This is a genomic window from Desulfolutivibrio sulfodismutans DSM 3696, from assembly GCF_013376455.1.
Taxonomy (GTDB): Bacteria; Desulfobacterota; Desulfovibrionia; order Desulfovibrionales; family Desulfovibrionaceae; genus Desulfolutivibrio; species Desulfolutivibrio sulfodismutans.
On the sequence record NZ_CP045504.1, the window covers coordinates 3,004,873 to 3,031,819 of the forward strand.

The 26,947-nt window shown below is 64.0% G+C and carries 28 protein-coding genes; 9 read left to right on the top strand and 19 right to left on the bottom strand.

The genetic code is table 11. The features are described from left to right. The first annotated feature begins 3 nt into the window (after positions 1 to 3). Positions 4 to 846, top strand: a complete 843-nt coding sequence (locus tag GD606_RS13700) for a sugar phosphate isomerase/epimerase family protein (protein WP_163301026.1) — start codon at positions 4 to 6, stop codon at positions 844 to 846. Positions 847 to 1,301: 455 nt separating this feature from the next. Here the strand turns inward: GD606_RS13700 and GD606_RS13705 are convergent, their stop codons facing one another. The 9 genes from GD606_RS13705 to GD606_RS13745 form a co-directional block, all read right to left on the bottom strand. Beyond that, positions 1,302 to 2,966: a sulfatase family protein gene (locus tag GD606_RS13705; protein WP_163301027.1), complete on the bottom strand. Its 1,665-nt coding sequence runs from the start codon at positions 2,964 to 2,966 to the stop codon at positions 1,302 to 1,304. A 20-nt stretch (positions 2,967 to 2,986) separates the two neighbouring features. Further along, complete coding sequence (locus GD606_RS13710; protein ID WP_163301028.1) at positions 2,987 to 4,105, bottom strand: anaerobic sulfatase maturase; 1,119 nt, start codon at positions 4,103 to 4,105, stop codon at positions 2,987 to 2,989. Between the two features lie 167 nt (positions 4,106 to 4,272). Continuing rightward, positions 4,273 to 4,968 (bottom strand): amino acid ABC transporter permease, encoded by a 696-nt coding sequence (locus tag GD606_RS13715; protein ID WP_163301029.1) that lies wholly within the window; start codon positions 4,966 to 4,968, stop codon positions 4,273 to 4,275. Between the two features lie 13 nt (positions 4,969 to 4,981). Then, positions 4,982 to 5,683: an amino acid ABC transporter permease gene (locus GD606_RS13720; RefSeq protein ID WP_163301030.1), complete on the bottom strand. Its 702-nt coding sequence runs from the start codon at positions 5,681 to 5,683 to the stop codon at positions 4,982 to 4,984. Between the two features lie 191 nt (positions 5,684 to 5,874). Further along, positions 5,875 to 6,690, bottom strand: a complete 816-nt coding sequence (locus GD606_RS13725; protein ID WP_163301031.1) for an ABC transporter substrate-binding protein — start codon at positions 6,688 to 6,690, stop codon at positions 5,875 to 5,877. 44 nt (positions 6,691 to 6,734) lie between these two features. Further along, entirely contained in the window at positions 6,735 to 7,463 is a 729-nt protein-coding gene (locus GD606_RS13730) for an amino acid ABC transporter ATP-binding protein (RefSeq protein WP_163301032.1), read from the bottom strand. Positions 7,464 to 7,823: 360 nt separating this feature from the next. After that, positions 7,824 to 9,116, bottom strand: coding sequence for a sulfate adenylyltransferase (sat, locus tag GD606_RS13735; RefSeq protein WP_163301033.1), 1,293 nt, complete (start codon positions 9,114 to 9,116; stop codon positions 7,824 to 7,826). Positions 9,117 to 9,296: 180 nt separating this feature from the next. Beyond that, the gene (locus GD606_RS13740) at positions 9,297 to 10,514 is read right to left on the bottom strand and encodes an amidohydrolase family protein (RefSeq protein WP_246298797.1); all 1,218 of its coding nucleotides are present in this window, start codon (positions 10,512 to 10,514) and stop codon (positions 9,297 to 9,299) included. A gap of 55 nt (positions 10,515 to 10,569) precedes the next feature. Beyond that, positions 10,570 to 11,118: a hypothetical protein gene (locus GD606_RS13745; RefSeq protein WP_176629304.1), complete on the bottom strand. Its 549-nt coding sequence runs from the start codon at positions 11,116 to 11,118 to the stop codon at positions 10,570 to 10,572. Positions 11,119 to 11,388: 270 nt separating this feature from the next. On the opposite strand from GD606_RS13745, the gene GD606_RS13750 reads away from it, so the two are divergent. Next, a complete protein-coding gene (locus GD606_RS13750) occupies positions 11,389 to 12,501 on the top strand; it encodes a FapA family protein (protein ID WP_163301035.1) in 1,113 nt (370 codons plus the stop codon). Positions 12,502 to 12,536: 35 nt separating this feature from the next. Here GD606_RS13750 and GD606_RS13755 read toward each other — a convergent pair whose 3' ends face one another. From GD606_RS13755 to GD606_RS13770, 4 genes are all read right to left on the bottom strand, one after another. Next, positions 12,537 to 12,890, bottom strand: coding sequence for an STAS domain-containing protein (locus GD606_RS13755; RefSeq protein ID WP_368356357.1), 354 nt, complete (start codon positions 12,888 to 12,890; stop codon positions 12,537 to 12,539). A 253-nt stretch (positions 12,891 to 13,143) separates the two neighbouring features. After that, positions 13,144 to 13,383: a hypothetical protein gene (locus GD606_RS13760; protein WP_163301037.1), complete on the bottom strand. Its 240-nt coding sequence runs from the start codon at positions 13,381 to 13,383 to the stop codon at positions 13,144 to 13,146. A gap of 110 nt (positions 13,384 to 13,493) precedes the next feature. Beyond that, positions 13,494 to 13,844, bottom strand: coding sequence for a cupin domain-containing protein (locus tag GD606_RS13765; protein ID WP_163301038.1), 351 nt, complete (start codon positions 13,842 to 13,844; stop codon positions 13,494 to 13,496). A 95-nt stretch (positions 13,845 to 13,939) separates the two neighbouring features. Further along, entirely contained in the window at positions 13,940 to 14,602 is a 663-nt protein-coding gene (locus tag GD606_RS13770) for a CBS and ACT domain-containing protein (protein ID WP_163301039.1), read from the bottom strand. A 188-nt stretch (positions 14,603 to 14,790) separates the two neighbouring features. Between GD606_RS13770 and GD606_RS13775 the strand changes: the two genes are divergently transcribed. Further along, positions 14,791 to 16,002: a zinc-dependent alcohol dehydrogenase gene (locus tag GD606_RS13775; protein WP_163301040.1), complete on the top strand. Its 1,212-nt coding sequence runs from the start codon at positions 14,791 to 14,793 to the stop codon at positions 16,000 to 16,002. 92 nt (positions 16,003 to 16,094) lie between these two features. Here the strand turns inward: GD606_RS13775 and GD606_RS13780 are convergent, their stop codons facing one another. From GD606_RS13780 to GD606_RS13805, 6 genes are all read right to left on the bottom strand, one after another. Then, complete coding sequence (locus GD606_RS13780) at positions 16,095 to 16,382, bottom strand: helix-turn-helix domain-containing protein (RefSeq protein WP_163301041.1); 288 nt, start codon at positions 16,380 to 16,382, stop codon at positions 16,095 to 16,097. Positions 16,383 to 16,435: 53 nt separating this feature from the next. Beyond that, positions 16,436 to 16,804: a type II toxin-antitoxin system RelE/ParE family toxin gene (locus GD606_RS13785; protein WP_163301042.1), complete on the bottom strand. Its 369-nt coding sequence runs from the start codon at positions 16,802 to 16,804 to the stop codon at positions 16,436 to 16,438. Between the two features lie 133 nt (positions 16,805 to 16,937). Continuing rightward, a complete protein-coding gene (gene mgtA, locus GD606_RS13790) occupies positions 16,938 to 19,454 on the bottom strand; it encodes a magnesium-translocating P-type ATPase (RefSeq protein WP_163301043.1) in 2,517 nt (838 codons plus the stop codon). Between the two features lie 147 nt (positions 19,455 to 19,601). Beyond that, entirely contained in the window at positions 19,602 to 20,060 is a 459-nt protein-coding gene (locus tag GD606_RS13795) for a Fur family transcriptional regulator (RefSeq protein WP_163301044.1), read from the bottom strand. Positions 20,061 to 20,162: 102 nt separating this feature from the next. Beyond that, the gene (locus GD606_RS13800) at positions 20,163 to 20,930 is read right to left on the bottom strand and encodes a TIGR03943 family putative permease subunit (RefSeq protein ID WP_163301045.1); all 768 of its coding nucleotides are present in this window, start codon (positions 20,928 to 20,930) and stop codon (positions 20,163 to 20,165) included. A gap of 18 nt (positions 20,931 to 20,948) precedes the next feature. Continuing rightward, positions 20,949 to 21,914: a permease gene (locus tag GD606_RS13805; RefSeq protein WP_163301046.1), complete on the bottom strand. Its 966-nt coding sequence runs from the start codon at positions 21,912 to 21,914 to the stop codon at positions 20,949 to 20,951. Positions 21,915 to 22,099: 185 nt separating this feature from the next. Here GD606_RS13805 and GD606_RS13810 point away from each other — a divergent pair, with 185 nt between their 5' ends. The 6 genes from GD606_RS13810 (at position 22,100) to GD606_RS13835 (ending at position 26,798) form a co-directional block, all read left to right on the top strand. Further along, positions 22,100 to 23,152, top strand: coding sequence for a class I fructose-bisphosphate aldolase (locus GD606_RS13810; RefSeq protein WP_163301047.1), 1,053 nt, complete (start codon positions 22,100 to 22,102; stop codon positions 23,150 to 23,152). 163 nt (positions 23,153 to 23,315) lie between these two features. Continuing rightward, positions 23,316 to 23,810 carry a periplasmic heavy metal sensor gene (locus tag GD606_RS13815; RefSeq protein WP_163301048.1) on the top strand — a complete coding sequence of 165 codons (495 nt, stop codon included), beginning with the start codon at positions 23,316 to 23,318 and terminating at the stop codon, positions 23,808 to 23,810. Positions 23,811 to 23,830: 20 nt separating this feature from the next. Next, positions 23,831 to 24,427 carry an RNA polymerase sigma factor gene (locus tag GD606_RS13820; RefSeq protein ID WP_163301049.1) on the top strand — a complete coding sequence of 199 codons (597 nt, stop codon included), beginning with the start codon at positions 23,831 to 23,833 and terminating at the stop codon, positions 24,425 to 24,427. A 5-nt stretch (positions 24,428 to 24,432) separates the two neighbouring features. Further along, a complete protein-coding gene (locus tag GD606_RS13825; protein ID WP_163301050.1) occupies positions 24,433 to 24,765 on the top strand; it encodes a hypothetical protein in 333 nt (110 codons plus the stop codon). Between the two features lie 16 nt (positions 24,766 to 24,781). Beyond that, on the top strand, positions 24,782 to 25,177 hold the full coding sequence (locus GD606_RS13830) for a hypothetical protein (protein WP_163301051.1): 396 nt from the start codon (positions 24,782 to 24,784) through the stop codon (positions 25,175 to 25,177). Positions 25,178 to 25,217: 40 nt separating this feature from the next. Further along, the gene (locus tag GD606_RS13835) at positions 25,218 to 26,798 is read left to right on the top strand and encodes an alkaline phosphatase (protein ID WP_246298798.1); all 1,581 of its coding nucleotides are present in this window, start codon (positions 25,218 to 25,220) and stop codon (positions 26,796 to 26,798) included. Positions 26,799 to 26,947: the final 149 nt, after the last annotated feature.

A 26,947-nucleotide genomic window follows, 5' to 3' on the forward strand; every position in this document is an offset into this window, starting at 1 on the left:
CGCATGACCGTTTCCCATCCCTTTCATGTCAGCTTGTCCCTGCGTGCCGTACGGGGCGATCCCGCGCTTTTGGATGCGTTTTTGGAGCAGGGCCTGCATCCGGAACTGGGACTGGATCCCATCCTGATGGACGCCGCCGATCCGGCCTGGCATCGCCGCATCCAGGGAGCGCTCAAGGCGGCCCGGGTGGACGTGGCCCTGCATCTGCCCTTTTTCGACCTGCAACCCGGGGCGGCCGACGCCCTTATCCGCGAGGCCACGAAACAGCGCCTGATGCGGGCCATGGAGGTGGCTGCGGGGTATTGCCCCACGCATCTGGTGGGGCATGCGGCCTATGACCGTATCCTGTACATCCGTTCCTATGCCGACTGGCGGGACCGGGCCGTTCAGACCTGGGCCGAAGTGCTTGATTCCTGGTCGGACCATCCGCCCCTGCATCTGGAGAACGTCCACGAAACCGATCCGGCCACGGTGGCTGGCCTGGCCCTGGCCCTGCGGGAGCATCTGCCGGAGAGCGCCGGTCGTCTCGGGGTCTGCTTCGACATCGGGCACTGGCACAGCTTCGCCGGGGGGCATGCCCTGGGAAATCTCGACGACTGGGTTCAGGCTCTGGCTCCGGTCATGACGCATCTGCATCTGCACGACAACGACGGGACATTCGACCAGCACTTGGCCCCGGGCACGGGAACCATTCCCTGGCCTGCGGTTTTTGCCGCCCTGTCCTCCCGGGGACTTGTCCCTTCGGTCACCTTCGAGACCCACGATCCATCCCGGCGTCAGGGTATAGCGCCGTTTCTGGCGGCCTATGCCGACGCGTTTCCTTTCTTTCCGATCATTACGCCGTAGGGATTGATTGCCGTTTTGCGACCGGGCGCGGAGTATGGCCGGGCTCGGGGTCGGCGGCAAACGTCCGGCTGCGACGAATTGCGCTACGCTCCACGTCGCCGCCGTCCGTTTCCGGCGACCCGTCGCCCGGCCTGGGGATTTGTTCGTGTGCGGGGAACCGCAGAAAGGCAAAGAAGCGGATATCATGACTGAAAATACAAAGGCATTTTCAGGGTGGGGCGACCCGTCGCCCGGCCTGGGGATTTGTTCGTGTGCGGGGAACCGCAGAAAGGCAAAGAAGCGGATATTATGGCTGAAAATACAAAGGTATTTTCAGGGTGGGGCGACCCGTCGCCCGGCTTGGGGGGCTTGGTTTAGGAGCGCACGCCGGGCGGAAGAGGTCCAGGTTTCCCGTATGGGGTTTCCAAAGGGGACGTGTCCCCTTTGGCCGCCGGAGGCATTCCCCACCTGTCCTGTCAGTCCCCGAGCAGCAGCAGGTTCGCCCCGCCCACAGGCGGCCCCGGCGGCGTGACCGGTCCCAGGCGTTCGGCCTCCACCTGGGCCAGAAGGTCGGCCAGTGCGGCCCTTTTGGCTGCGTAGGCCGCATAATTGGGACTGGCGCTGTTGGCCACGTTGTCCATCTCCAGAGGATCGACGGGGTTACCGTCGCCGTCTGCGAGGCGGTACATTTCGTATTCCTCTGCCGCCACGCCGCCTGGATCGAAATAGCGGGCGTATTTCCATTCCCCGTCCGCGTCCGTGGTGATGATGCACCGGATGTGGCAGGGCTCGGTGATGAAGGGGGGCTTGCCGCTGAGGCCCGCGTATTCGTCGTCGAAGGTGAAAAGGATCGTGTCCTGCACGGAGGTCGTTGTCCCCAGAAGGATCTGGCTTAAATCCCGGCCCGGCAGGTAGGACCATTTCCATTGCGGCACGCCGCACAGGCTGGCGAGTGTCGGCAGGACATCCACCAATGTGGCGTAGGCGGAGGTCTGCCTGGCAGCGGGAAAAAGCACGGGATTGGAGAAGATGAAGGGAATGTTCAGACATTCTTCATAGATGTTGAACATCTTTTGGCGCAGGCCGTCGTGGGACAATCCCAGTTCGCCGTGGTCGGCGGTGCGCACCACCAGGGTGGAATCCGTCAGGCCCTGGTCCTCCAGGGTCTGCAGAATGGTCTCCAACTGCCCATCTACGATGGTTTGCAGATAGGCATAAAAATTGACGTACTTGAGCTGTTTGTCCTCTTCGATCAGAGGCCCCAGGCCGTAGGCGTAGAGTTCCCTGGCCTGGGTCTGCACGCCGGGTTTTTTGGCCAGGTCATCGGTGCGGGAGGCAGGAAGCGCGATGCCCATGTCGAAGTCGGCGGTGTTGTTGTAACTTTCGGGGCAGGATTCGTCGTTGATGATTGTCGGGTAGGACAGGATGTCATGGGGGTTGGCCAGGGACACGACCAGGAAAAAGGGCGTCTGCTGGGTCGAGGCCGGGGTCTTGGTCTGGAGAAACGCGATGGCGTCGTCCACGATGCCCTGGTCCTCGTCGGCGCAGCCGCCACCGAAGGTATCGGCGGACAGATACTGTCCGGCCTCGGTGGGAACCCAGCCGTTGAATCCGAATCCAGCCAGGTCTGCGGTTGTGGGACAATGCCCGTCGGCGCTTTTGGACAGGTGCCACTTGCCGCGAAGCTGCACGTCGTAGCCGGATTCGGCCAGGAGGTTGCCCAGGTTGCGCAGCTGTGGCGACAGGGTGACCTCGTTGTCAGAATTCTCGCCGTCCTCAGTCAGGGTCAGAACCACGCCATGCTGGGCGGGATAGAGTCCGGTGAACAGGCAGCCCCGGCTGGGCGAGCACATGGAGGCGCTGCAAAAGGCCCGTGAGAAGTCCAGGCCGTTGTCAAGCAGGCGTTTTCTGGCCTTTGTGAGATGGGATTCGGCCCAGCCGTCCGGCCAGTTGCGCGGGGAGCGTTCCTGGTCGGTGAGGAGCATGAGGATATTGGGCCGGGCCGGAAAGGCGGTGTCTGCGCCCGCCGGGGCGTTTCCCAGGCCGGGCAGGGCCTGGGCCACCATGCCGACGGTCAGGGCCTGGGCCGCGCCTTTCAGGAACTGGCGGCGGGTGAGACTCTGGTTTTCGTTTGGGGACATGGCTTCGCCTCCTTTTCGGATCAAGCGGTGAGTCGCGTGAAATCGGGACGCTTGCGGATGGCGGCAGCCATGGTGTCCAGGACCGGGTCGGCGTGGGTCAGAAAGGCCCGATATCCGGCGCACAGGTAGTGCAGGGGAGAGCCCCCGGCCGGGTCCGGGAGGACGCGGTCCTTGGGACAGCCGCCGCCGCAGGCGCGTTGTACGGGACACTCCCGGCATCCGGCCGGAAGGGTTGCGGACCTGCGGGCCGCAAACTCGGCCAGGACCGGGGAGTCCAAGAGCTCGGGCAAGGGCTGCCTGGCCAGGTTTCCCAGCCGGTGCTCCGCATCCACGAAATGGTCGCAGGCGTAAAGGCTGCCGTCGCGCTCAACGACCAGGGATCGACCGCAGTTCCCGCCCATGGCGCACAGTCCCCCGGGCTGGTCCAGGCGGGCGGCCAGGGCGGCGTCGAAGTGGCCCACGAAGGCGCGGCCCACATCGCGTGCAAGCCACAGATCCCAGACATGGGACAAGAAGGCCCCGAACGCGGCCGGATCGACGCTTTCCTCGCACAGCCCCCTGGGGCCTGCGGCAACGATGGGGATGAACTGGATGAAGTCCGCCCGGGCGGTCTCGCGCAGAAAGCGGTAGACCTCGCCGGGCCGATCCTGGTTTGCGGCATGCACCGCGCACAGGATGTTGTAGGCCACGCCGTGCTCCTGCAAACAAAAAAGCCCGGCCATGACCCGGTCATGGGACGGGCCGCCTTCCAGGCGGCGGAAGGCGTCGTGACAGTCGGCCGGTCCGTCCAGGCTGACCCCGACCAGGATGTCGTTTCGGGCGAAAAACCGGGCGAAATCACGGTCGATAAGGGTGCCGTTGGTCTGGACGGCGTTGGTGACCATGACCCCCGGCGGGGCGTGGCGTCGCTCCAGACTCAAGGCCAGCTCGAAAAAGTCCAGCCCGGCCAGGAGCGGTTCGCCGCCCTGCCAGGCGAAATGAACCACCGGTCCCGGGTGCGCGGCGAGGTAGCGCTTGATGAACCGTTCGAGTACGCGGCGGTCCATGCGGGGCGGAGTCTTTGGGAACGGGCGTCGGTTGTGGCGGTAAAAACAGTAGGAACAGGCCATGTTGCAGTCTGCGCCAACCGGTTTGGCCATGATCGTGAAACCGTATCGCACAATGCGCCTTATCCTTCGTGACGAAGAGACTGCGGCATGGTGAAAGACCCGCGCAAAGGGAGGTCCATGCGGCTATGAAGGTGGGTACGTTTAGCAGATATTTCCCGATCTGGGAAGGGGGATGGCCGGAGGGCGCGGCCGCCAGGCTAGCGGTCGCGGGCCTGATAGCGGTTGATGCGTTTTTCCAGGCGGCGGGAGAGGGCGGTCAGGACGTAGCAGATGATGAAATAGAGCACGGCGATGGTGATGAAAATTTCCGTGGGGGCGTTCAGGGTGCGGTTGTTGACCTGGGTGGCGGCCTTGGTCAGTTCGTTGACCCCGATGATGAAGGCCAGGGAGGTGTCCTTGGTCAGGGACACGAACTGGTTCACGAACGACGGGATCATGTTGAAAAGCGCCTGGGGCAGCACCACGTAGCGCATGGCCTGGTAGCGGGAAAGCCCGGTGCCCCGGGCGGCCTCGCTTTGTCCCTTGGGCAGGGATTCAATCCCGGCCCGCACGATCTCGGCGATATAGGCGCTGGTGAAGACGATAAGGGCGATGAGCGCGCTTTCCGCCTCGGGCAGGGTGTGGCCGAAGGCGATGGGGGCCAGAAAATAGAACCAGAAGATGACCATGAGCAGCGGCGTGCCCCGGATGATCTCGGTGTAGACCAGGGCGGCGATGCGGGCGGTGCGGCTTTTGGAGATGCGCAAAAGGCCGACCACAAGCCCCAGCCAAAAGGCCCCGAAAATACCGCCCAGGGCCAAAAGGATGCTCATGGCCAGGCCGCCAAGGGGCCCTTCCGGATAGGCGCCTATCAGGAAGTAGTTGAAGTTATTGGTGATGACGTTCCAATGCACCGTGCAGGCTCCGCTAATGCGAGGTGACCCGAAGGACCCGTTTGTTATAGAGATTGATGGTGTAGGAGACGATAAGCGAAATGGTCAGATAGATGGCCGTGGCCACGGTGAAGGCCTCGAAGCCGTGGAAGGTGTGGGCCTCGATCTGCCGGGCCATATAGGTCAGGTCCATGACGCCGATGGTCATGACCAGGGACGAGTTCTTGATGAGGTTTAAAAACTGGGAAATGAGCGGCGGGATGACGATGCGAAAGGCCTGGGGGAGGATGACGTAGCCCATGGCCTGGAGAAAGGACAGGCCGCAGGCCCGCGAGGCCTCAAGCTGGGTCTTGGGGATGGCGAAGACGCCGGAACGGATCTCCTCGGCGATAAACGCCGAGGTGTAGACCGTCAGGGCGATGACCCCGGCCGCGAATTCAAAATCCTGCCTGTACAGCCACTTGTTGACGACCTCGGGCAGGACGGCATAGGAGCCGAAGTACCAGAAAAATATCTGAACCAAGAGGGGGGTGTTTCGGAAAAACTCCGTGAACGCCATGCTGAACCACACCAGCGGCTTGACCCGGGACAGCCGGAAGACGGCGATGATGGTGCCGAGCAGCAGGGAAAAGACGATGGACACGGCGGAGATCTGCAGGGTGACGCCAAGGCCCTGCATGATCCATTCGCGGTAGGGCTCGCCAAGGACCAGTCCAAAGTCAACGGTATAGCTCAATCACGCATCTCCACGGGGCGTCCGGGCACGGGGCTTGGGACCGGTTGGGGTGATTCGGGGCACGGCTTCAAGGCGTATCCCGGTCTGGCCGGGCCACGGCGTGAAGCGGCGCATGGAGACGAACGTCATACGTGGCGTCATTCAGGACGTTTCGCCCGCCGGGTTGTTCCGGCGGGCGAAACGATGGAATGCTAGGGCCACATTTCCATGTTCCATTCCAGGGGAATGTAGAACTTGGTGTCCTTGCCGAACCACTTGGCATAGATCTTCTGGTACTCGCCGGAGGCCCACATTTCCATGAGGGCCACGTTGACGAAGTCGCGGAAGTCGGAGTCGTTTTCGATCAATCCCAGGCCGTAGGGCTCGGGAGAGATGTACTCGCCCACGATGGCGAAATCGGCGGGCTTGTCGTCGCTGTTCTGCAGGCCCACAAGGATGCTTTCGTCGGTGGTCACGGCCTCGACCTTGCCCTGCTTGAGGGCCAGAAAGGCCTCGGGGTAGGTTTCAAAGGAGATGACGGTGCACTCGGGCTGGGCCTTTTTCACGTTCTGCTCGGAGGTGGAGCCCTTCACCGAGCCGACCTTCTTGCCAGCCAGATCCTTGACGCCCTTGATGCCGCCGTCTTTTTTCACCAGCAGCTTCTGGCCGGTCATGAAGTAGGTGATGGAGAAGTCGACCTGATCTTCACGGCCTTTCTGATGGGTCATGGTGGCGGCCACGATGTCGATGGCGCCCTGGGTGAGCATGGGGATGCGGGTGGAGGAGGTCACGGGCTTGGTCTCCAGCTTCACGCCCAGCTTGTCGGCCAGGGCCTTGCAGATGTCGATTTCAAAACCCACGATCTGCTTGCTCTGCTCGTCCACGAAACCAAACGGGGGCTGGGAGTCCTTGACCCCGGCGATCAGCGTGCCACGGGCCTTGATGTCGTCGAGTTTGCCGGCCAGGGCCGGGGTGGCGAGCAGGGCCACGAGGGCGGCGAGGACGAGAAACAGTGCCAATCTGCGCATGGGATGCCTCCTTGGGTTGAAGTGAAAGTTTTTGAGCCGGTACGCTACAAAATTTCCTTCAGGAAAAGCTTGGTCCGCTCGTGCTTGGGATTGCTGAAAAACTCCAGGGGCGGGGCCTGCTCCAGGATTTCCCCGAAATCCATGAACACCACCCGGTCGGCCACCTCGCGGGCAAAGCCCATCTCGTGGGTGACGCACAGCATGGTCATGCCTTCCCGGGCCAAATCCTTCATGACGTTTAGGACCTCGTTGATCATCTCCGGGTCAAGGGCCGAGGTGGGCTCGTCGAAGAGCATGATGCGGGGTTTCATGGCCAGGGCCCGGGCGATGGCCACGCGTTGTTGCTGGCCGCCGGAGAGTTCGGCCGGAAATTTGTGGGCCTGCTCATGGATGCCCACACGTTCGAGCAGGGCCATGCCCGTCTTTTCGGCCTCGGCCTTGGAAATCTTTTTGACCTTGATGGGGGCCAGGGTGATGTTTTTTAAGACGGAGATGTGCGGATAGAGGTTGAACTGCTGGAAGACGATGCCGATATGGGAGCGCAATTCGTTGACGTCGATGTCGTCGCCGTGAATGTCCTTGCCGTCGATTAAAATGTGCCCCTTCTGGTATTCCTCCAGGCGGTTCACACACCGGATCAGGGTGGATTTCCCGGATCCGGAGGGGCCACAGATGACGAGCACCTCACCCTGCTCCACGGACTCGGTGATGCCTTTGAGCACGTGGAAGTCGCCATACCACTTGTGGACGTCGTGGAATTCAATCAATGCCATGCCTGAACCGTCCCTGAGTGTCCGCCGGTTGCCTGTCCGCGCCAGGATTCGCCACCATGCCGGGTCACGGGGACAGTCCCGGGGGCGTCTGCGTGCCGAAAAAGCCGCAGATTGAAAAAAGCCGTCATCCCCGACGATGGTGCAAAAGGCTCGCCGATACAGGATTCGCGGCGTCGTCGTGGATTTGAAACCATGACCTCGTTTTCCCAAATTGTCAATGGCGGCGCGCGGAAACATGATGCCGCAAGATCCTGTCCCGGGCGACGGTGCGGGGGGAACGGCGAAAAAAAAGGGGGGGGCGCAAGGCCCCCCCCGAAACCAGATCCGCAATCGGCCGCAAGGCCGACGGTGCTGGCGGACTTACTTCAAGGCGTCGCCGCTGGCAGCGCCCTGCATCTTGATCTCGACCTTCTCGGTCAGGCCTTCGTAGTACTTGCGCAGGATGACCAGAACCTCGTCGCGGCCGAAGTGATCCGGGATGTCGCCACCCTCGGACAGCATCTTGCGCAGCTTGGTGCCGGACAGGATGACGCGGTCTTCCTTGCTGTGCGGGCAGGTGCGCAGGGAGGCCATGCCGTCGCACTTGAAGCAGTAGAAGGTCCAGTCGATCTTGAGCGGCTCGCACAGGAGCTTTTTGCCCGGATCGGCCTTCTCGTCGTCTTTGTACGGAATGCGGTCGAAGATTTCCTGGGCCTCGAACATGCCGTAGAAGTCGCCGACGCCGGCATGGTCACGGCCGATGATCATCTTGTTGACGCCGTAGTTCTGGCGGAAGGTGGCGTGCAGCAGGCCTTCGCGCGGTCCAGCGTAACGCATGTCGAGGGGGTAGCCGCCCTGGACCACATGCTTCTCGACGAAGTAGCCCTTCACCAGGGTGTCGATGCACTCCACGCGCACCTCGGCCGGAATGTCGCCCGGCTTCAGGTTGCCGATCAGGGAGTGGATGATGACGCCGTCGCAGACTTCCACGGCGATCTTGCACAGGAACTCGTGGGAGCGGTGCATGGGATTGCGCAGCTGCAGGGCGGCCACGTTCTTCCAGCCCTTCTCGTCGAAGATCTTGCGGGTCTCGGCCGGACGCAGATACACGCCCTTGTACTTGGTCGGGTATTCGCCCTCGGACAGCACGTTCACCGGGCCAGCCAGACACACGGCCTTGCGCTCCATGACCATCTTCACGCCGGGATGCTCGGCCTCGGCGATCTTCCAGAACTTGTCGTCGGCGGAGTCGTCGCCGGCGCCCTTGTAGACCAGCTCGCACTCGGTCTTTTTCTCGGCGGCGGACAGCTCGAACTTCTCGGTGACCTTCATGGTGGCGTAGATTTCGCCCTTGCGCTCAAGGGTGATCTCCTGGCCTTCCTTGATCCCGGCGGCGTCTTCGGCAGACACGGCCAGAACGACCGGAACCGGCCAGAAGGTGCCGTCGGCCAGGGTCATTTTCTCGCACACGCTCTTCCAGTCGGCCTTGGTCATGAAGCCGCCCAGGGGCGAGAAGCCACCGATGCCGATCATGATCAGGTCGCCCTTTTCCTGGGCGGTGATCTCGATCTTCTTCAGGCCGGCGGCCTTCTTCAGTTCGGCTTCCTTCGCGGCGCCTTCAAGCAGTTTGATAACGAGACCTTTGCCTCCATGCGGCGGAACCAGCTTGGACATGAATGCCTCCTCAGAATGGATTTTTTTTCGTTCATTCTACGCGCGGGCGGTCGTAAAATCGCCGCGCGCGGGCGTCGAAAATCTTCACGCACGGAACCTATACATGAGGGTGGACAGAATACCAACCCCCTGGAAGCCTGTTTTTGGGGAGAAAGTGAAATTTTTCACGCGGAAATTTTTTTACGCGTCTTCGAGATCAGCGGGTAGGAGGGCCACCCCGGAACGCATGCCCGGCGAAAGCATTCCCAGTGTGTTTTCCCGGCCAAGCATCCGGGCCGGAGTGGTGGTCAGGGCCGCCAGGGCGTCGGCCAGGGAAATCCTTTCCCAATGATGGAGGAGATAGCGGACTTCATTCCATAGGTCAAGGTCGGTGTTCGAGGCCGGGCTGTCCGTGCCCAGGCAGATCCTGGCCCCGGCTGCGGCCAGTTTTTCGGCAGGGGCGCGGCCCACGCCGATGTAGGCGTTGCTGCGCGGGCACAGGCACACCCCGCAGCCGCGCCCGGCCAGGATGCGGATATCCGCGTCGTCCACATGCACGGCGTGAACGACCAGGGTGTGTTCGTCCAAAAGGCCCAGGGCGTCGGCATGGGCCACGGGCGAGCGGCCGGGTGGGCGAAAATCGCGCGGCAGCACCCGCTTGCGTAAAAGCTCGGCGAAATCCCCGGTCCCATCGGCCAGAAGCGCCACCTCCCCTGCGTGCTCGGCCAGATGGAGGGAAAAGGGTTTGCCGTGCCGGGTGGCCCAGGCCTTGGCGGCGCGCAGACGATCCGGGTGGGTGGAATACAGGGCGTGCCCGGCCACGGAGACATGGTCCGCAAAGAGTCCGTGGGGCAGTCCGTGCAGGTCGGCAGGCCAGGACGGGGTGTCGCCCGTTGGCGGGGCAAACCCGAACTCCTCGAAAAAAGAGACGAAATCAAGGCCCTCTCGGGTGAAGGTCCGGGCCGCCGCACCGGGATGGCGGGTGGCGATATCGGCCACGCAGGCCGTGCCCGACGTCCGCATCTCCCGGGCCGCGGCCTGGGCCGCATCCTGGTCGAAAACGCCCATGGGCAGGGCCACAAGGCGGCGCACCCATTCGGCGAAGCCCAGGCCGGAGGGAATGGCCCCGCGCAGGTGGGCAAGCTCCAGATGGCAGTGGGCGTTGATCAGGCCGGGCACGAGGGTGGCCGGGCCGTGATCCATGACGGGGCCGGAAAATCCGGCAAGGGTTGACCGGCGTGGGCCCACCGCGAGGATTTCGCGGTCCCTGACGATCACGGCGGCATCGGCCAGGGGGGCGGCGCCCGGGGCCATGGTCATGATCCGCCGGGCCGTATGGGCCGTTGTCCGGCCGTTGTAATCGAAGATGGTGAGCGGCGCGGCCGGTTGCGATGGGTCGCTGCGCATAAAGGGGGGCATGGACGTCTCCAGGCGAAAAGCCTGCCCGCTTGCCGCCAGGATGTCGGACTGGCCGTTATTTGAAGATGTACAGGGAGGTGTCCAAAAAGGCCCGCAGGCGTTCCACCCGGTCCCGGAATTTGGTGATGTTTTCGCTTTCCCGGGCCCGGATGTCCTTTTCATCCCCGGAAAGGTTGATCTCAAATTCGTTGGACATGATTTGCTTGAGCATTTCACTGATATTGACGATGCGGTCCAGAAGGTAGTTTCTCTCGTCTTTTGTAAAGCAGTAGGTCGTTTTTCCGTACAGATAGTAAAGATCACGAAGGTTCAAAGCCAGCCCAAGGGTCTTCTCCAGGCGATTGGATAGATCGGTATAAAAAATGACGTCTTTACCGTCGATGCTTTTTGATTTGAGAAGCTCCTGGATCTGGATGCCCTGAACAACGGCTTCGTTGAAGTAATGCATGAAATAATTCGTGCATTCCTTAATATTTGGCGTACTTTGCTGTTGCGCAAAGAGGTTTTGGGAGAAGCAAAGGGAGGCTGTCAAGGCCAATGCGGCCAAAACTTTTTTCATGGCGGACTCCACCAGGCTCATTGGGTTCACAGCGTGATCGGGCACAGAAAGCCCATGCTGTGGGAAGCAGTTCCAAGGCGTACAATTTCACTCTATTTCATGTGCAAAGTCAAACGGTCCCCCTGTCCGGTTCCCTTTTGGCTGTTGCGGCCTTTTCTGAATGGGAAACCCGCTTGCGGCTTGTGCATTTTCCCGGGGCCGGATATGTAACACACAAGCGGAAACCACGGTCCATGGGCGAAATGGCGGCGGGCTTGCGAGAGACCTCCTCCCGCACCCAAAACAGCCGGAGCAGCGGCAGGCGTATCCTCCATCATGCGGCACTACCTGAAATTTTTCTTCGATCCCGGGTTTGACCGTCGCAAACTCACGCCCAGGCTTCGGCAGGACGGCTCAGTGGATCTCTACGATCTGGGCTATGTGCAAAATGTCATGGCCGGGGAGGTCGTGGCCCAGTGGCTTCCGACGGAAAAGGCCCCGCCCGATGCCGACCCCAGGGCGTTTTATTCCGAGAAGGTGTTTCCGTACGGGCTGGGCTGCACCCCTGATCCGGGAAATCCCGACCGGCTGGTGAGCACGGTCAACGGCTACGTGGCCTTTGAAAACGGCCGCATCACCGTGCGGCGAACGCTGGTGGTGCCGGGCGACGTGGGATTTCATACCGGCAACATCGTCTTTGTGGGCGATGTGACCATTGAGGGCGCGGTACGGGCCGGATTTGAGGTGGTGGGCCGCAACGTGGTCGTCCGGGGACTGGTGGAAGGAGCCAGGATACGGGCCACGGAATCCATCGTGGCCGAATCGGGGATCAAGGGGTCGGACAATGCCGTCATCCGGGCGGGCGGCAATCTGCGCACCAAGTTTTGCGAGAACGCCGAACTCCATGCGGGCAGGAACCTGCTGGTCGATGCCTCCAGCATGCTGTGCCACTTTTATGTGGGCGAACGGTTGGCGGTGAAGGAACGGCTGGTGGGCGGCACGGCCACCTGCCGGGGATCGGTGTATGTGGGCGAGGCCCTGGGCGGAGGACTGCGCACCCAGACCAAGCTGCTTATGGGCTACGACCCGGAGTTGATCTCCCGGGACCGCGCCTTGCGCATAAAAATTCATCGCACCAATGAGAGGGCCATGGCCTTGCGGCGGGAAGTCGGCCCCGAAGGCCGGGCGGGGAAAGAATTGGCCGAGGAGTTGGCAGCGCTTGAGCGCAAACTGGCCTCGTATCAGGATCTGCGCCATAAGCTGTGGCTCAACCGCCATGGCGGCGAGAATTTCCTGGTCTGCCGGGTCATCGTGCCGGGCGTGATCGGCGCTAATGTGGAAATCGGCATCGGCGAGGCGGTCATGGACGCCCCGGATGGGGCCAGGGATGTGCTTTTCCGCTATTATGACGGGGACGTGGTCATGTCCTCGCCCGCTGTGAAACGCTGACGCAGAGGTCCGGAACGGCCGATTTTCGCTGGCCCTTAACGGATTGCGAGCAGCGGCAGAATCTCCTCGCCCATGTCGTCGTCCCAGCCGTCCACCACCCGGAAAAATCCAGAGAGATCGCGCATGGCCAGTTCCGTGGCCACGGATTCGGACAGATCGCGCAGAAAAAGCGCCCCGCCCAGGGTGGAGAGCCGGGTTTGCAGTTTGATGAGGTAGGCGATGCCCTGCCCGCCCAGGTGGTCGGCGTCCGACAAATCCAAAACAAGCGTCGGGGGGCCGGACACGGCGGCCAATACCGCATTCATGTCAACCGCCGCGTTCCTGGCGAATTCACCGGTGAGGCGGACGTAGATACACTGTCCCTGACGCGTGACGTCGATATGGTTCATGGCTTTTTTGGAGCGAGAGCGTGGTTGGCAGGCATCACCCACCGCTCCGGGGCCTCCCCTCCCCGTCACGGCTGGCGTCCGAAACCGAACGCCAAACGCTCCATATCAGGACCGCCATGCGAAGGCAAACCGGAGGGCGGCCTCGCGGAAATCACAACCGCCCTGAGTGAGTGTGTTCCACGGCAAGGCGGACGGACAGGAAATGAAAAGGCCGGTCCCAAAGAACCGGCCTGCCAGACATATGCAATGAAACTCAGACCTCGGGCAGCCAGGCCAGGAGCGCGAACGGGGCATAGCCGTTGTCGGGATTTTCAGCGTAGCGGCAGCCCAGGTGGTTGTCCTCGTCCTTATACCGGATGTCGTTTAAGGAGCCGGTATAATACACGCAGGCGTTGTTGTTGCACACCAAGAGTTCGCCCCAGCCGGATTCGGGAGGCCCAATCCACGCTTCAAGGGGTTGCCCGCAATGGGGGCAAAGACGTTTTTCAGACATGTTCCTCACTCCTTCTCGGGGAAAAGCCCGGAGTCCGGGCCGTGCGTCCTGTGAAAACTAGGTACGATATCGGCCGCGTCAAGGACCGGGCCGCCAGGCCGGGGCGGGGGTTAGAGAAGTTCCGGGGCGAACGGGGGCACGAGACACACAACCACGAGGGGGACCGCCCCGGTGTTTTTGATCTGGTGGGTGACGCCGGAGGGGATGAACACGACATGGCCCGGTCCCACGTCGAACCAGCGATCCGCAATGAAGACCTGCCCCGTGCCTTCATGCACGAACTGTTCGTGCTCCCAGGGGTGGTTGTGCAGGGACGTCTCGCCGCCCGGGACGAATTCGATCACCCGCATGCAGAAATTGGTCGCCCCGTCGGCCTTGCCGAGCACCACCCGCCCCGTGGTTCCCACGGCCGGGGCCGGGAAGGCCGTGGGGGCGACCTCGCGATAATCGATGTTCTTCATGGATTCCTCAGGGGGGCGTCGCGATGGCTGTCTCTCGGCCATGCGGCTTGTCCCGCCGCCGTACCCCATGGGCGCGGCGGCGGGGGCTCGAAAGATCAGGCGTTGTCCCTGACCCAGTACAGGAGGTCGTATTTGCCTTTGAGCATGTCCACCAGCTTGTGCAGGGGGGCGTCCTCCACGTCCTGGATGCGGATGTAGACATGGCGGTTGCCCTGCTCGGCGGGGGGATAGGAGGTCAGGATGGACATGATGCGGCAGCCCTGGCCCTTCAAGTCGTCGAGCACGGGCTTGAGGCCGCCCTCGGCGTTGGGCAGGTTGAAGGCCAACTGCACGCCGCCGGTCAAAACGCCGGTGATGCTGATGAGCACCTTGAACACGTCGCTGTCGGTGATGATGCCCACCACCTTGCCGTCGTCGTCGACCACGGGCAGCCCGCCGATGCGGTTGCGCATCATGACCACGGCGGCCCGCTCCACGGGTTCGTCCGGGGTGATGGCCAGGGGCTTTTTGGTCATGATGTCCGCGACCTTGATCTCGGACAGCAGGTAATACAGCTCGTGCATGTCCAGGGTGGTGGCCTTGGAGGGCGAGGCCTCCTTGATGTCCCGGTCGGAGAGCATGCCCACCAGCCTGCCGTCGTCGTCCACCACGGGCAGTCGGCGAATCTTGTTCTCCTTCATGAGCTTGGCGGCCTTCATGATGGACGTGCCCGCCTTGGCCACAACGGGCTCCTTGGTCATCCAGTCCTTGATCAGCATGGGATTCTCCTTGGGTGCGGATGCGGGCGCTTGTTGCCCGGGCCGTCTTGGCGTATACTGCAGATTCCGGGAATACGAAACCCGGCGTGGCCGCGAGTCGCCGTCACCCACCCTCTACACCACCCTCCGGGTTCCCTTCAAGGACTTCGGGGCGGGAACTCCGCCGCACGCCAAGGAAAATCCCCGGCATGAAAGCCCTCATCTACGAAAAAAGCATCCCGCGGTATCTGGCCAGCGCCCTGGCCGCGCGCCTGGACCGCCGCCGGTTCTTCCCCCGGGTCTCGCCCCTGCGCCTGGCCGAGACGCCCTATGATCCGCCTGCCGGATGGGTCCGCCTGCGCACGCTTTTATGCGGCATCTGCGGCTCGGACCTTGGGCTTTTAAAGGGCCACGAATCCGTGCTGCTCGAACCCTACGCCTCCATGCCCTCGGTCCTGGGGCACGAGATCCTGGCCGTGGTGGAGGAGGCCCCGGACGGATCGGGCTTTTCCCCGGGACAGCGGGTGGCGGTGGAGCCCATCTTGCCCTGCGAGACGCGGGGGCTTGCCCCCTGCCGGTTTTGCGCCGCCGGGGACTACAACCTGTGTGAAAACTTTCTGCGCGGCGACCTGCCGCCCGGCTCGTTTCTGGGGTTCAACGCCAAGGCCCCGGGGGGCATGGCCGAGCGCACGGCGGCCCATCCCTCGCGCCTTTTCCCCGTTCCGGACCATGTGCCGGACGAGACCGCCGTGCTCGTCGACTCCCTGGCCTCGGTCCTGCATCCGGTGCTGGTCCACTTCCCTGGCGACGCGGACACGGTGGTCATAAACGGCATGGGCATCCTTGGGCAGCACGCCGTGCGGTCCTTGCGGGCCCTGGGCTCCAAGGCCCGCATTGTGGCCGTGGCCCGGCACGGCTTCCAGGCTTTGGCGGCAAAGGCCGGGGGGGCCGACGTGGTGCTGCGGTCGCCTTCGCGCCAGGCCCTGGGAGAGGCCGTGGGGGCCACGTTTACGCCCACGACCCTTGGCGGCGGCAACCTGGAGGGCGGGGCGGACCTGTTTTTGGACTGCGCCGGGGGCGCCCGGGCCTTCGAGCAGGGGCTTTTGGCCCTGCGGGCCGGGGGGGGCTACGTCATGGTGGGGACCACGGCCCGGCTGTCCGGGGCCGACGTGTCCAGCCTGTGGTTCCGGCAGCTCACCGCCGTGGGTTCGGCCAGCTACGGCCATGCCACGGACCCGCGCACCGGCAAACGGGTGCGCACCTACGAGGTGGCCCTGGAGCTTCTGGCCTCGGGGAGCTATCCCGTGGATGGTCTGGTCACCCACCTCTTCCGCCTCGACGACTACGCCAAAGCCTTCACCGCCGCCTTCGACAAACGCGGACATGCGAGCATGAAGGTGGCCTTCGATCTGCGGCCATAAAAAAGCCCGGGCTGGATTTCCAGCCCGGGGTTCAGACTGACGACACCGTTCCGGTTTTACGAGGCCGGGGTTTTTTCCCGATTCTCCGCCTGTCAGCAGGCCGGTTCAAAGCTGACACGCAGCTTCGTGCCGGTCGCCCTGGCGTATTTTTCAAGCGTCGGCAGGGTGGGGACCGATTTGCCCGATTCGAGCCGGGCCACGGCGGACTGGGTGGTGTGCATCCGCTGTGCGATTTCCGCCTGCGTCATGCCCGCATTCTTGCGGGCCTGGGTGGCCGCCAAGGCCACAGCGAAGGCCGCCTCCCTGTCTTCATAGGCCTGCCGGAAGGCGGGGTCTTGCAGGAGCTCGGCTTTTTTTTGGTCCATGGTTTTTGCGTTCATGATGTTTCCCGTATGCGTATGAAACGTTATGGCGCAGTGCGAAGTCTTTGAATTCAGTCCGTGAGAAGTTTCATTCTCTCTTCGGCTATTTCAAGTTCTTGTCGCGGAGTTTTGTTTGTCTTTTTAACGAAGCAACGCAAAATGACGACGCGCCTGCCCTTTGCCGTGCAGTAGAGCTCATGCCCGATGCCATCTTTGTCCCGAGCCCTCATTTCCCATATCTTGTCTTTGATATGCTTGACGTGAGGATGCCCGACGGCCTGCAGGCCGACATTCTGGATCATCTCGGCGATATGCACAAAATCGGCTTTGAGTTCCACGAAAAACGCGTCGAACTCCGCTTCCACCCTGTCATCCAAAAAAAGAACGGTCCATCGTGGCTCTGACGGTTTGGATATCCCTGAGCGGAAATTCCTGGGCATGCTTTCTCCGTGTCAGCCTGTACGGCAAAGATATAGCATCCTTGCTATGTTTGTCAATTTTCGGCCATAAAAAAGCCCGGGAAGGCCATGGCCTTCCCGGGCGAATCCTCGCGCCCGTTTCGCGCGGCAGACTCTAGCCGAAACGGCGGTAGAACCACCGCTTGGCCAGCTCGGCGCTGGCCACGTACAGCACCACGATCCCCACCAGGGCGGGCAGAAAGGCCCAGGGCAGGGGCACGAATCCGAACAGTTCCGCCAGCGGCCCGAACGGCAGCCACACCGTCACCCCAACCACCGCCAGGGTGGCCCACAAAAGCAGTCGGCTGGGCCGACTGGTCAGCATGGTCTTTTTGGTGCGCACCACCAAGACGATCAGGGCCGCCGACACCACCGACTCCACGAACCAGCCCGTCTGGAACAGCGCCTCCGAGGCGTTGAGAAAATGCAGCAGCACCACGAAGGTCAGGCAGTCGAAGACCGAACTGAGCGGCCCGAAAACCAGCATGAAGTTGCGGATGAACCGGATGTCCCAGCGGCGCGGCCGTTCGATCATGTCCGGGTCCACGGAGTCCGAGGCGATGGTCATTTCCGGCAGATCCGTCAACAGGTTGGTCAAAAGCACCTGGGTGGGCAGAAGGGGCAGAAAGGGCAGAAACAGCGAGGCCCCGGCCATGGAGAACATGTTGCCGAAGTTGGCGCTGGTGGCCATGAAGATGTATTTGAGCGTGTTGGCGAAGGTGGTGCGGCCGAGCAGCACCCCGTTTTCCAGAACCCCCAGGTCCGGATCGAGCAAAACGATGTCCGCCGCCTCCTTGGCCACGTCCACCGCACTGTCCACGGACAGCCCCACGTCGGCGGCCTTGATGGCCGAGGCGTCGTTGATGCCGTCGCCCATGAACCCCACCACGAACCCGGCCTTTTGCAGGGCCCGCACGATGTCCTCCTTCTGGTTCGGCTCCACCTCGGCGAAGACGTCCACCGTGCCCGCCCGGGCCACCAGGGCGTCGGGGGACATGGCCCGTAGGTCCGGGCCGGTCAGGACCACAGGAGTCTCAAGGCCCATCTGGCGGCCCAGGCTGTCGGCCACATGGCGGTTGTCGCCGGTGATGACCTTCAAGCGCACGCCCTTGGCGGCCAGGTTGGCCACGGTCGCGGCGATGCCGGGCTTGGGCGGATCCCACAGGGTGAGAAATCCGGCAAAGACCATGTCCGTCTCATCGGCCTTGTCCGCCGTCCGGGTCTGGTCCATGTCCCGGTAGGCCAGCCCCAGGCAGCGCAGGCCCTCGCGGCCATAGTCCGCAAAACGCTTCTCGATGTCGGCCCGGACCTGGGCCAGGGGCACGCAGGAGCCGTCCGGCATGGCCGCCGTGGCGCAGACGTCCAGCACCCGGGAAAGCGCCCCCTTGACCACCAGCCGGTTTTTGCCGTCGCGGCGGGCCAGGATGCCCAGGCGTTTGCGCACGAAGTCGTAGGGGATTTCGTCGAGCTTTTCCCAGCCCGAGACATCGACGCCGCCTTTTTCCCGGATGGCGGCGTCGATGGGGTTGGCGAAGCCGCTTTGGAAAAAGCCGTTGACATAGGCCAGTTCGAACGTCCGTGGGCTCTCCGCTCCCGAGGCGTCGTAGGCCCCCTTGATGTGGACGGCGCCGTCGGTCAGCGTCCCGGTCTTGTCCGAGCACAAAACGTTCATGGCCCCGAAGTTCTCAATGGAGGCCAGACGGCGCACGATGACCTTGGAGGCGGCCAGCCGCTTGGCCCCGGCGGCCAGATTGACGCTGATGATAGCGGGCAGAAGCTGGGGCGTCAGGCCCACGGCCAGGGCCAGGGAAAACAGGAAGGAATCGGCCACGGGTTTGTCGAACAGGACGTTTAAGGCGAAGATGCCGGTCATCATGACCAGGGTGATCTCCATGAGCATGAAGCCGAAGCGCCGGATGCCGCGCTCGAAGTCCGTTTCCTGGGGGGCGACCCGCAGCCGGGCCGAGACCTTGCCGAACTCCGTGGCCGTGGCCGTGGCCGCCACAACAGCCAGGGCCGTGCCGCTGACCACATGGGTTCCCATGAAAAGGACGTTCTGCCGTCCGGCCAGGGGGGTGTCCGGGGCCACGGGATCGGCGCACTTCTCCACGGGATAGGTCTCGCCGGTCAGGGCCGCCTCGTTGGCGAACAGATCCTTGGAGGTCAGGATCAGGCAGTCCCCCGGCACGCCGCGCCCGGCGTCCAGGCAGACCACGTCGCCGACCACGAATTCGTCAAAGGGGATGGACACGGCCTGGCCGTCGCGCAGGGCCAGGCCCTTGGTTTCGACCATGGCCAACAGCTTCTCCACGGCCCCGGCCGCGCCGCGTTCCTGCCAGAATCCCAGCAGGCCGCTGACCCCCACGATGACCAGGATGATGATGGCGTCGGTCTGGTCGTCCAGGAAAAACGACAGCACGGCGGCGAAGATCAAGATGAGGATGATGGGGCTTTTGAACTGGGAAAAAAACAGGCGCAGGACGCTGTGCCCGCCCTTTTTGCCCAGACCGGAACCGGCGGCGGCCAGACGCGCAGCGGCCTCTGAGGCGGAAAGCCCCGCCGCAGAGGTTCCAAGCCCTTTGAGGACGTCCGCCGTGGGCCGTGCGTAAAACGGTGTCGACTCCTGGGGCATCTCCGGCGCTCCTTTGTGCGGCGTGGATGGGGCAGGGGTAATCCCCCGGCGACAGGGCTACGGATGCATGTTGCCGCCTGCGCGACAGGCGGGTGACAACCCGACGCCAGCACAAAAATTTCCGGGAAGACAGGGGGATGCCGCCATTCAGGAGGCCTTGCGGGCGGCGTCTTTTTTCAGGCAGGCCGGGCACAGGCCGAAGAAATCCAGGCGGTGGGCGGCAATGGCGTAGCCCGTCTCCCGGGACACGCGTTCGGCCGCGTCGTCCAGCAGGGGGGCGTCGGCGTCCACGATGCTCCCGCAGCGGGTGCAGATGACATGGGGGTGGGGGTGGGGCCGCCTGCCGTCGTAGCGGTTGCCGAGATCGCTGAATTGCAGCTCCAGGATCTCTCCGGCCTGCTTGAGCAGGGCGATGGTTTTATAGACCGTGGCCAGGCTCATGGTGGGGTATTGCCGCGCCAGACGGGCATGCACCTGTTCGGCGGAGGGATGCCCCCGGCTCTGGGTGAGCACGCGCAGGATGGCCAGCCGTTGCGGCGTGACACGGCAGCCCTTTTCCTTGAGAAGGGCCACCAGGCTTTCCAGGCGTCGGACGTGGGCGTCCATGGCGGGGCTCCTTGGGGGCGGGTGTAAAACGAAGCGCGTCGCCATGGTATTGCCCACCCGTGGCCATGCGTCAAGGGTGTCGCGTCGGGCCTTTTTGGGGGATCAATAGGCGTAGGGCGGGGCGGCGCGCCATTCGAACATGAATGGTTCGCGCGGCGCGGCCACGGCCACGACCGTGTCTGCGGCAAACACGTATCCGGGCAGGGTGGAGGCGTAGAAGATGCCCGGCACCTGGATGTCCGGCCAGGACGCGCCGTCGGGCGTCGGGTTGAGACGCCCGGCCGTCCGGACCCAGGTTCCGTCCTCGGGCAGCGCGCCGTCCGGGGGGCGCACCACGATTCCCACGGCCGTGGCGTCGGCGAAGCAGCAGTAAAGGGCCACCCGGTACAGTCCGAAAAGCCCCTGGCGGTCGAGTTCCGGATCGCGGCGCACGAACCCGCGCACGGCGAACCCGGGGCCGGGATGCTTAGACAGTTCGTTGTTTTCGGCCAGGTCGTAGAGCTCGCCGGTGTTGAGGCGCAGATAGCCGGTCTCGTTTTCGGGGACTTCCTCGGCCGTTTCCGCTTCGGCGACGCCCCGGCCCCCTCCCCGGGAGCCGAAGGGATCGGTGGCGGGCAGGCTGGCCAGGGACAGCCCGAGCATGAGGGCGAAGGCCAGGGTGCGCCCCCCCGAGGGGCGCGGCGGCCGAAACAGGGCGAACAGGCCAAGCCCGGCCATGGCCAGGGCGGCCGTGGCGGTGACGGGCCGAAAGCGGGGATGCAGGTAGTGCCAGTACATCTCCCCGGACAGCAGATAGGCCATGAACAGGGCCAGTCCGAGGAGCAGCAGGGCGTCGGCGCGGCCCAGGAGGTTTCTTTGTATGTTGTGCATGGTTGGAGATTGTCGGTTTTAGGGCCCGAAGAGCGACAGGGCATAGGACAGGACAAAGACCATGACCGGCGGCACGATCAGAAGCGCCGTCACCACCCGGCGCGTGAACACGGCCTGGAACATGATGGCCAGTTTGATGTCCAGCATGGGGCCCAGCGCCAAAAACGCCAGCTTGGCGCTGGCCGGAAAGGTGGTGAAGGAGGCGGCCACGAAGGCGTCGGCCTCGGAGCACAGGGACAACAGGATGGCCAGAAGCATCATGGCCATGATGGACAACAAAGGATCGGTCTCGAACAGCGTGAGCAGCGTCGAGGGGGTCAGGGTCTTGAAGGCGGCGGCAAACAGGCTGCCCAGGATGAGCATGCCGCCCATGTCCAGGAATTCGCCTGCGGTGTGGGAGATGACGGCCGTGATGCGGGCCCGGGCCGTGACCGGCGCACATGCCGGGGCGTCCCCGGTCCCGGCGCCCGTCGCGCCCGTCGGGCCATGGTCGTGGCCGCAGCCGCAGGCGCAGGCCGGGCCGTGCCCGGCCGGATCGAGCAGGATGTCCTGTGCGCTGAGCCTGGACAGGGCCAGGCCCATGCCCAGGGCGGTGACCGCGCCCATGGCCGTGCGGGCGGCCATCATGAACCAGTCGCCCTGAAAGGCCGTATAGGTGGAGGCCATGACCACGGGATTCACGATGGGCGCGGCCAGCATGTAGGTCATGGCCGAGGCCGGGGGCACGCCCTTTTGCAGCATGCGCCGTACGATGGGCACGATGCCGCATTCGCACACGGGCAAAAAGAGCCCGGCGAAAAGCCCGGCCAGAACCCCGGGCACGGCGCGCTTGGGGAAAAGGCGCTGCATGCGTTCAGGCGGCACGAAACATTCGATGAGCGCGGCCAGAAAGGAGCCCAAAAGCAGAAACGGCGCGGCCTCAAGGAAGATCGCCGTGGCCGTCATGGCGAAAAAGCCCAGGCCTTCGAAGGGTGCGTCGAACATGGGGCCGGTGGTAGCCCCGGTGGGGGGGCGGCGTCAATGTGCCGAAGGGGCTCCGGAAGGATTGTATGCCGATCCGGCCCCTCTGACGCGACGATTTGGTGAAACCTGGGCGTCGCCGCTTGCATCGCGCCCCTGACTCGTTTACCGTCCGGTATGGTTTGAAAACCGATATCGTGGAGGATTCCATGCTGGATACCATCGTCACGCACCTCGGCGGCGACGCCGAGTCCCTGCTCGGGCACGTGTGCCGCACCATTCCCAAAGAGACCCTGCATCTGCCCGGCCCCGATTTCGTGGACCGCATCTTCACCCCCACCGACCGTAGCGTGCCGGTCCTCAAAAGCCTGTCCGCCCTGTTCGGCACGGGCCGCCTGGCCGGGACCGGCTATCTGTCCATCCTGCCCGTGGACCAGGGCATTGAGCATTCGGCCGGGGCCTCGTTTGCTCCCAACCCCATCTATTTTGACCCGGAAAACATCGTGAAGCTGGCCCTGGAGGCCGGATGCAACGCCGTGGCCTCGACGCTGGGGGTTTTGGGCAGCGTGGCCCGCAAGTACGCCCACAAGATTCCCTTCATGCTCAAGCTCAATCACAACGAACTCCTGAGTCTGCCCGCCATCTACGACGAGACCCTGTTCGCCTCGGTGGAGCAGGCCTACGACATGGGGGCCACGGCCGTGGGGGCCACTATCTATTTCGGGTCGCCCGAGTCCCGCCGCCAGATTCTGGAGATCAGCAAGGCCTTTCGCCGGGCCCATGAGCTGGGCATGGCCTGCGTGCTGTGGGCCTACACCAGAAACCCGGCCTTCGTGAAAGACGGCGTGGACTACCACGTCTCGGCGGACTTGACCGGCCAGGCCAACCATCTGGCGGCCACCATTGAGGCCGACATCGTCAAGCAGAAGCAGCCCACCGTGAACGGCGGCTACACCGCCATCGGCTTCGGCAAGACCGACAAGCGGGTCTACACCGAATTGTGCACGGACCATCCCATCGACCTGACCCGCTACCAGGTGGCCAACTGCTACATGGGCCGGGCCGGGCTCATCAATTCCGGCGGCGCGGCCGGGGCGGCGGACTTCGACGAGGCCGTGCGCACCGCGGTCATCAACAAGCGGGCCGGGGGCATGGGGCTCATTTCCGGCCGCAAGGCCTTCCAGCGGCCCATGGCCGAGGGCATAAGACTCCTGCAGACCATCCAGGACGTCTATCTGTGCCAGGATGTGACCATCGCCTGATCCGGCCAGGGCTGCGCCGGGACGGCTCCCGGGCGGCGCACCGCGAAAATCCGCCCCGGCCGGACGCCTTTCCGGCCGGGGCGTAACCGTTTCCATCCTTCGTGCGACATGGGTTCATGACGCGGCAATAGCGCCCGTCACATCATGACGAAGGAGAACCCACATGAAACGCGTCCTTTCCCTCACCCTCCTGGTCCTGGCCCTTTGCGGCGGCGTGCTGGCCCTGGCCGGACAGGCTCCTGGCGGCGACGGCCTGATTCCCAGGGAGGCCTTTCTGAGAACCCTCGTCCGTCTCGATCTCACCGAGGCCCAGAAACGCGACGTGGCCGTGGTGCTTAGGTCCCACAGGGGCGAGGCCCGGGCCGCCTTCGACCGGGTGCGGGCCGCCGCAGACACGTTTCGCCAGACCGCGGCATCCCCTGCCGCCGACGAGGCCGCCGTGCGCCAGGCTTTTCGCGGCCTGGCCGCCGCCGGGGAGGAGGCCGTGGTGGTGAAGAACAGGATCATGGCCGAGGTGCGCGGCAAGCTCACCCCCGAGCAACAGAAGCTGCTCCTGGAAAGCCGCGACCTGATCGCGGAGAAGGTGCGGGAGCGTGTGGAGACGGCCCGGGCCATCTTCGAGGAATGGATCGAAACCCATGCCGTGGGCGTAAGCTGAGACCAGGGAACGGCCGGAACATGATCCAGGCCCAAAACCATGACGATTCCGGGGACTCGGGCCTTGTGGCCCGGGTCCTTGGCGGCGATAAAAACGCCTTTGAGGCGCTGGTGCGCGCCCACAAGACCGCCGTGGCCCGCATCGTTTCGGCCCATGTCCCGGACGGGCAGGTGGCCGAGCTGGTCCAGGAGACCTTCGTGCGGGCCTACGTGTCGCTGCAGGGGTACCGGGCCGACAGCCCCTTTTCCCACTGGCTGTCGGTCATCGCCGTGCGGGCCTGCCACGATTTTTGGCGCAAGCGCTACGCAAGCCGGGAGACCCTGCACGCCGACCTTTCCGAAGCCGGGCGGGCCATGGTGGACAACAGCCCGGACGTGTCGGCCCAGCCCGCCGAGGAGGCGGTCGCCGAAGACCAGGCGAGGCGGGTTTTGGCCGAGGCCCTGGACCGGCTGTCGCCCACGGATCGCATGGTCCTGGTCCTGACCTGCCTGGAGGAGCGTTCCACGGCCGAGGCCGCCGAATTTTTGGGAATCAGCCGGGCCAATGTGAAGATTCGGGCGTTTCGGGCCAGGAAGGCCCTGCGCGCCATGCTGGAAACGACGTCTTTTACGAGGTGAGCGCCATGACCACGAATCGAAACAACCAAGCGGACAGGCTGGCATGTCTGCGCCGGGCCCACGCCGACCGCCCCGTGCCCGGGGTGGACGACCGCGCCGTGCGGGCCATCATGGCCCGGATTGACGAACTGCCCGCGTACCGCCGCAAAGAGGCCATTCATATCCCATGGGAGCGCCTGTCCCGGGTGTTTTATCCTTTTGCCGCCGCCTCGGCCGTGGCCGCAGGCGTCTGCGCGGTCTGGAGCCTGTCCCTGGAGCAGGGGCTGGACTGGCTGCTTCTCCGCACGGTCCTGGCCGATCCCACGGGGCTTTCCGCGTTGCGCCTGGCCGGACTGTAGCCATGGGGACACGATCATGAAAAATTGGAAACCTCTCCTTGCGGCCTGCATCATTTTCCTGTCCGGGGCGGTGCTGGGCGTGGCCGGAACCCGGCTTTACGTGCAACGGGCGGTGCTGCGCACCGTGGCCGGGGACATGGCCCAGGTGGAAGGATTGATCATGGGCCGTCTGGACGACAAGCTGGACTTAAGCGATGAACAACGCCGGGAACTGCGGCCCATCCTGGCCAGGGCGCTGGACGAATTGTCGGCGATCCGCCAGGAATCGCGACCCAAGGCCGACGCCGCCATCGACCGGGCCGTGGCGGACATGAAGCCGCGCCTGACCCCGGAGCAGGGGGAGGCCCTTTCGGCCATGGCCGCCAGGTTCCGGGCCGCCAGGGCCGCGCTGGACGGCGCGTCACGGGAATGAGCGGGCGGTGTCACCACATTGTCACGGTTTTTTGGGAAGCATGACCCGATTGCCTAAACCGTTCCGGCGCGTCGCGCCGCCCACCCCGCAAAACATGGAGGAACCGGCTATGGTGTTGCACAGACTCTCTTCCCGCTCGGCCCTGGCCTTTTTGGCTGTGGCCGCGCTTCTGTGTTGTGGACAGGCTGCGTCTGCGGCCGAAAAACAGGCCAAATACGTCTTTTTCATCATCGGCGACGGCATGGCCCAGCCCCAGCGCACCTCCACGGAGATGTTTTTGGCGGCCAGGGAGGGCAAACCCCACGGCACGGTGAAGCTTCACATGAGCCAGCTTCCGGCCCACGGCATGATGACCACCCATGCCGCCAACTCCATCATCCCCGACTCGGCGGACACGGCCACGGCCATGGCCTGCGGGGTCAAGACCAACTCCGGCATGCTGGGCGTCACCCCGGACAACAAGCCCGTGAAAAACGTGGCCGAACTGGCCAAGGAAAAGGGCAAGAAGGTGGGCGTCATCTCCACCGTGTCCATCGACCACGCCACCCCCGGCGGCTTCTACGCCCACCAGGAAAGCCGCGACAACTACCATGAAATCGCCCACGAACTGGTGAAAAGCGGCTTTGATTTCTTCGGCGGCGGCGGTTTCAAGGATCCGGCCGGGAAAAAGTCCAAGGCCCCTCAGGGTGACGCCATCGAGGCCGCCAAGGCCGCCGGGTACAAGGTCGTGACCGGTCGCGAGGGCTTTGAGAAGGTTTCCAAAAACGACGGCAAGGTCATCGTCATCAATGAATGGCTCCAGGACAGCCAGGCCATGCCCTACATGATCGACCGCACCAAAAAGGACTTGAGCCTGGCCGAGCTGGTGACCAAGGCCGCCGAGGTGCTGGACGGCCCGCAGGGCTTTTTCATCATGGCCGAGGGCGGCAAGGTGGACTGGGCCTGCCACGCCAATGACGCCGCCGGGGCCATCGGCGACGTGCTGGACGTGGACGCGGCTGTGGTCGCGGCCCAGGAGTTCGCCAAAAAGCATCCGGACGAGACCTTGATCCTGGTCACGGGCGACCACGAATGCGGCGGTCTGACCATCGGCTTCGCCGGGACCAAGTACGACAGCTTCTACAACGTGCTCACCGGCCAGAAGATGTCCTTCCAGGCCTTCACCGACAAGATGGCCGAGTTCAAGAAGTCCTGCGGCGGCAACTGCTCCTTCGATGCGGTCAAGCCCGTCGTCGAGGAGACCTTCGGGCTTAAGTTCGCCGGTGACGCCAAGGACGCCGCCGTGCTCAAGGAATTCGAAGTGGCCAAGGTCAAGGAGGCCTTCGACCTGTACATGGCCGCCCCGGCCGACGCCAAGAGCGGCTACGGCGCGGACGGCAAGGATCCCCAGGCCTACCTGCTTTACGGCGGCTACAACCCCCTGTCCGTGACGCTCACCCACCTGCTCAACCAGAAAGCGGGCCTTGGGTGGACCTCCTATTCCCACACCGGCGTGCCGGTCACCGTGTCCGCCGGCGGGGCCGGGGCCGAGGCCTTTAACGGCATGTACGACAACACCGACATCGCCAAGAAACTGAAGAGCGCCATGGGCCTGCCCGCCGCCCAGGTGGCTTCGAACTAGGCCGCACGATGGCATGACCCCTCCCGGGGCGGCGCGGCGAAACTGCCTGCGCCGCCCCTTTATCATGGGAAGGGGCGTCTGGCCGGGGGGATGCCTCCGACGGCCCAAGGGCGAAAGCCCTTGGGGAACCCGTAACGACGTGAGCGTGT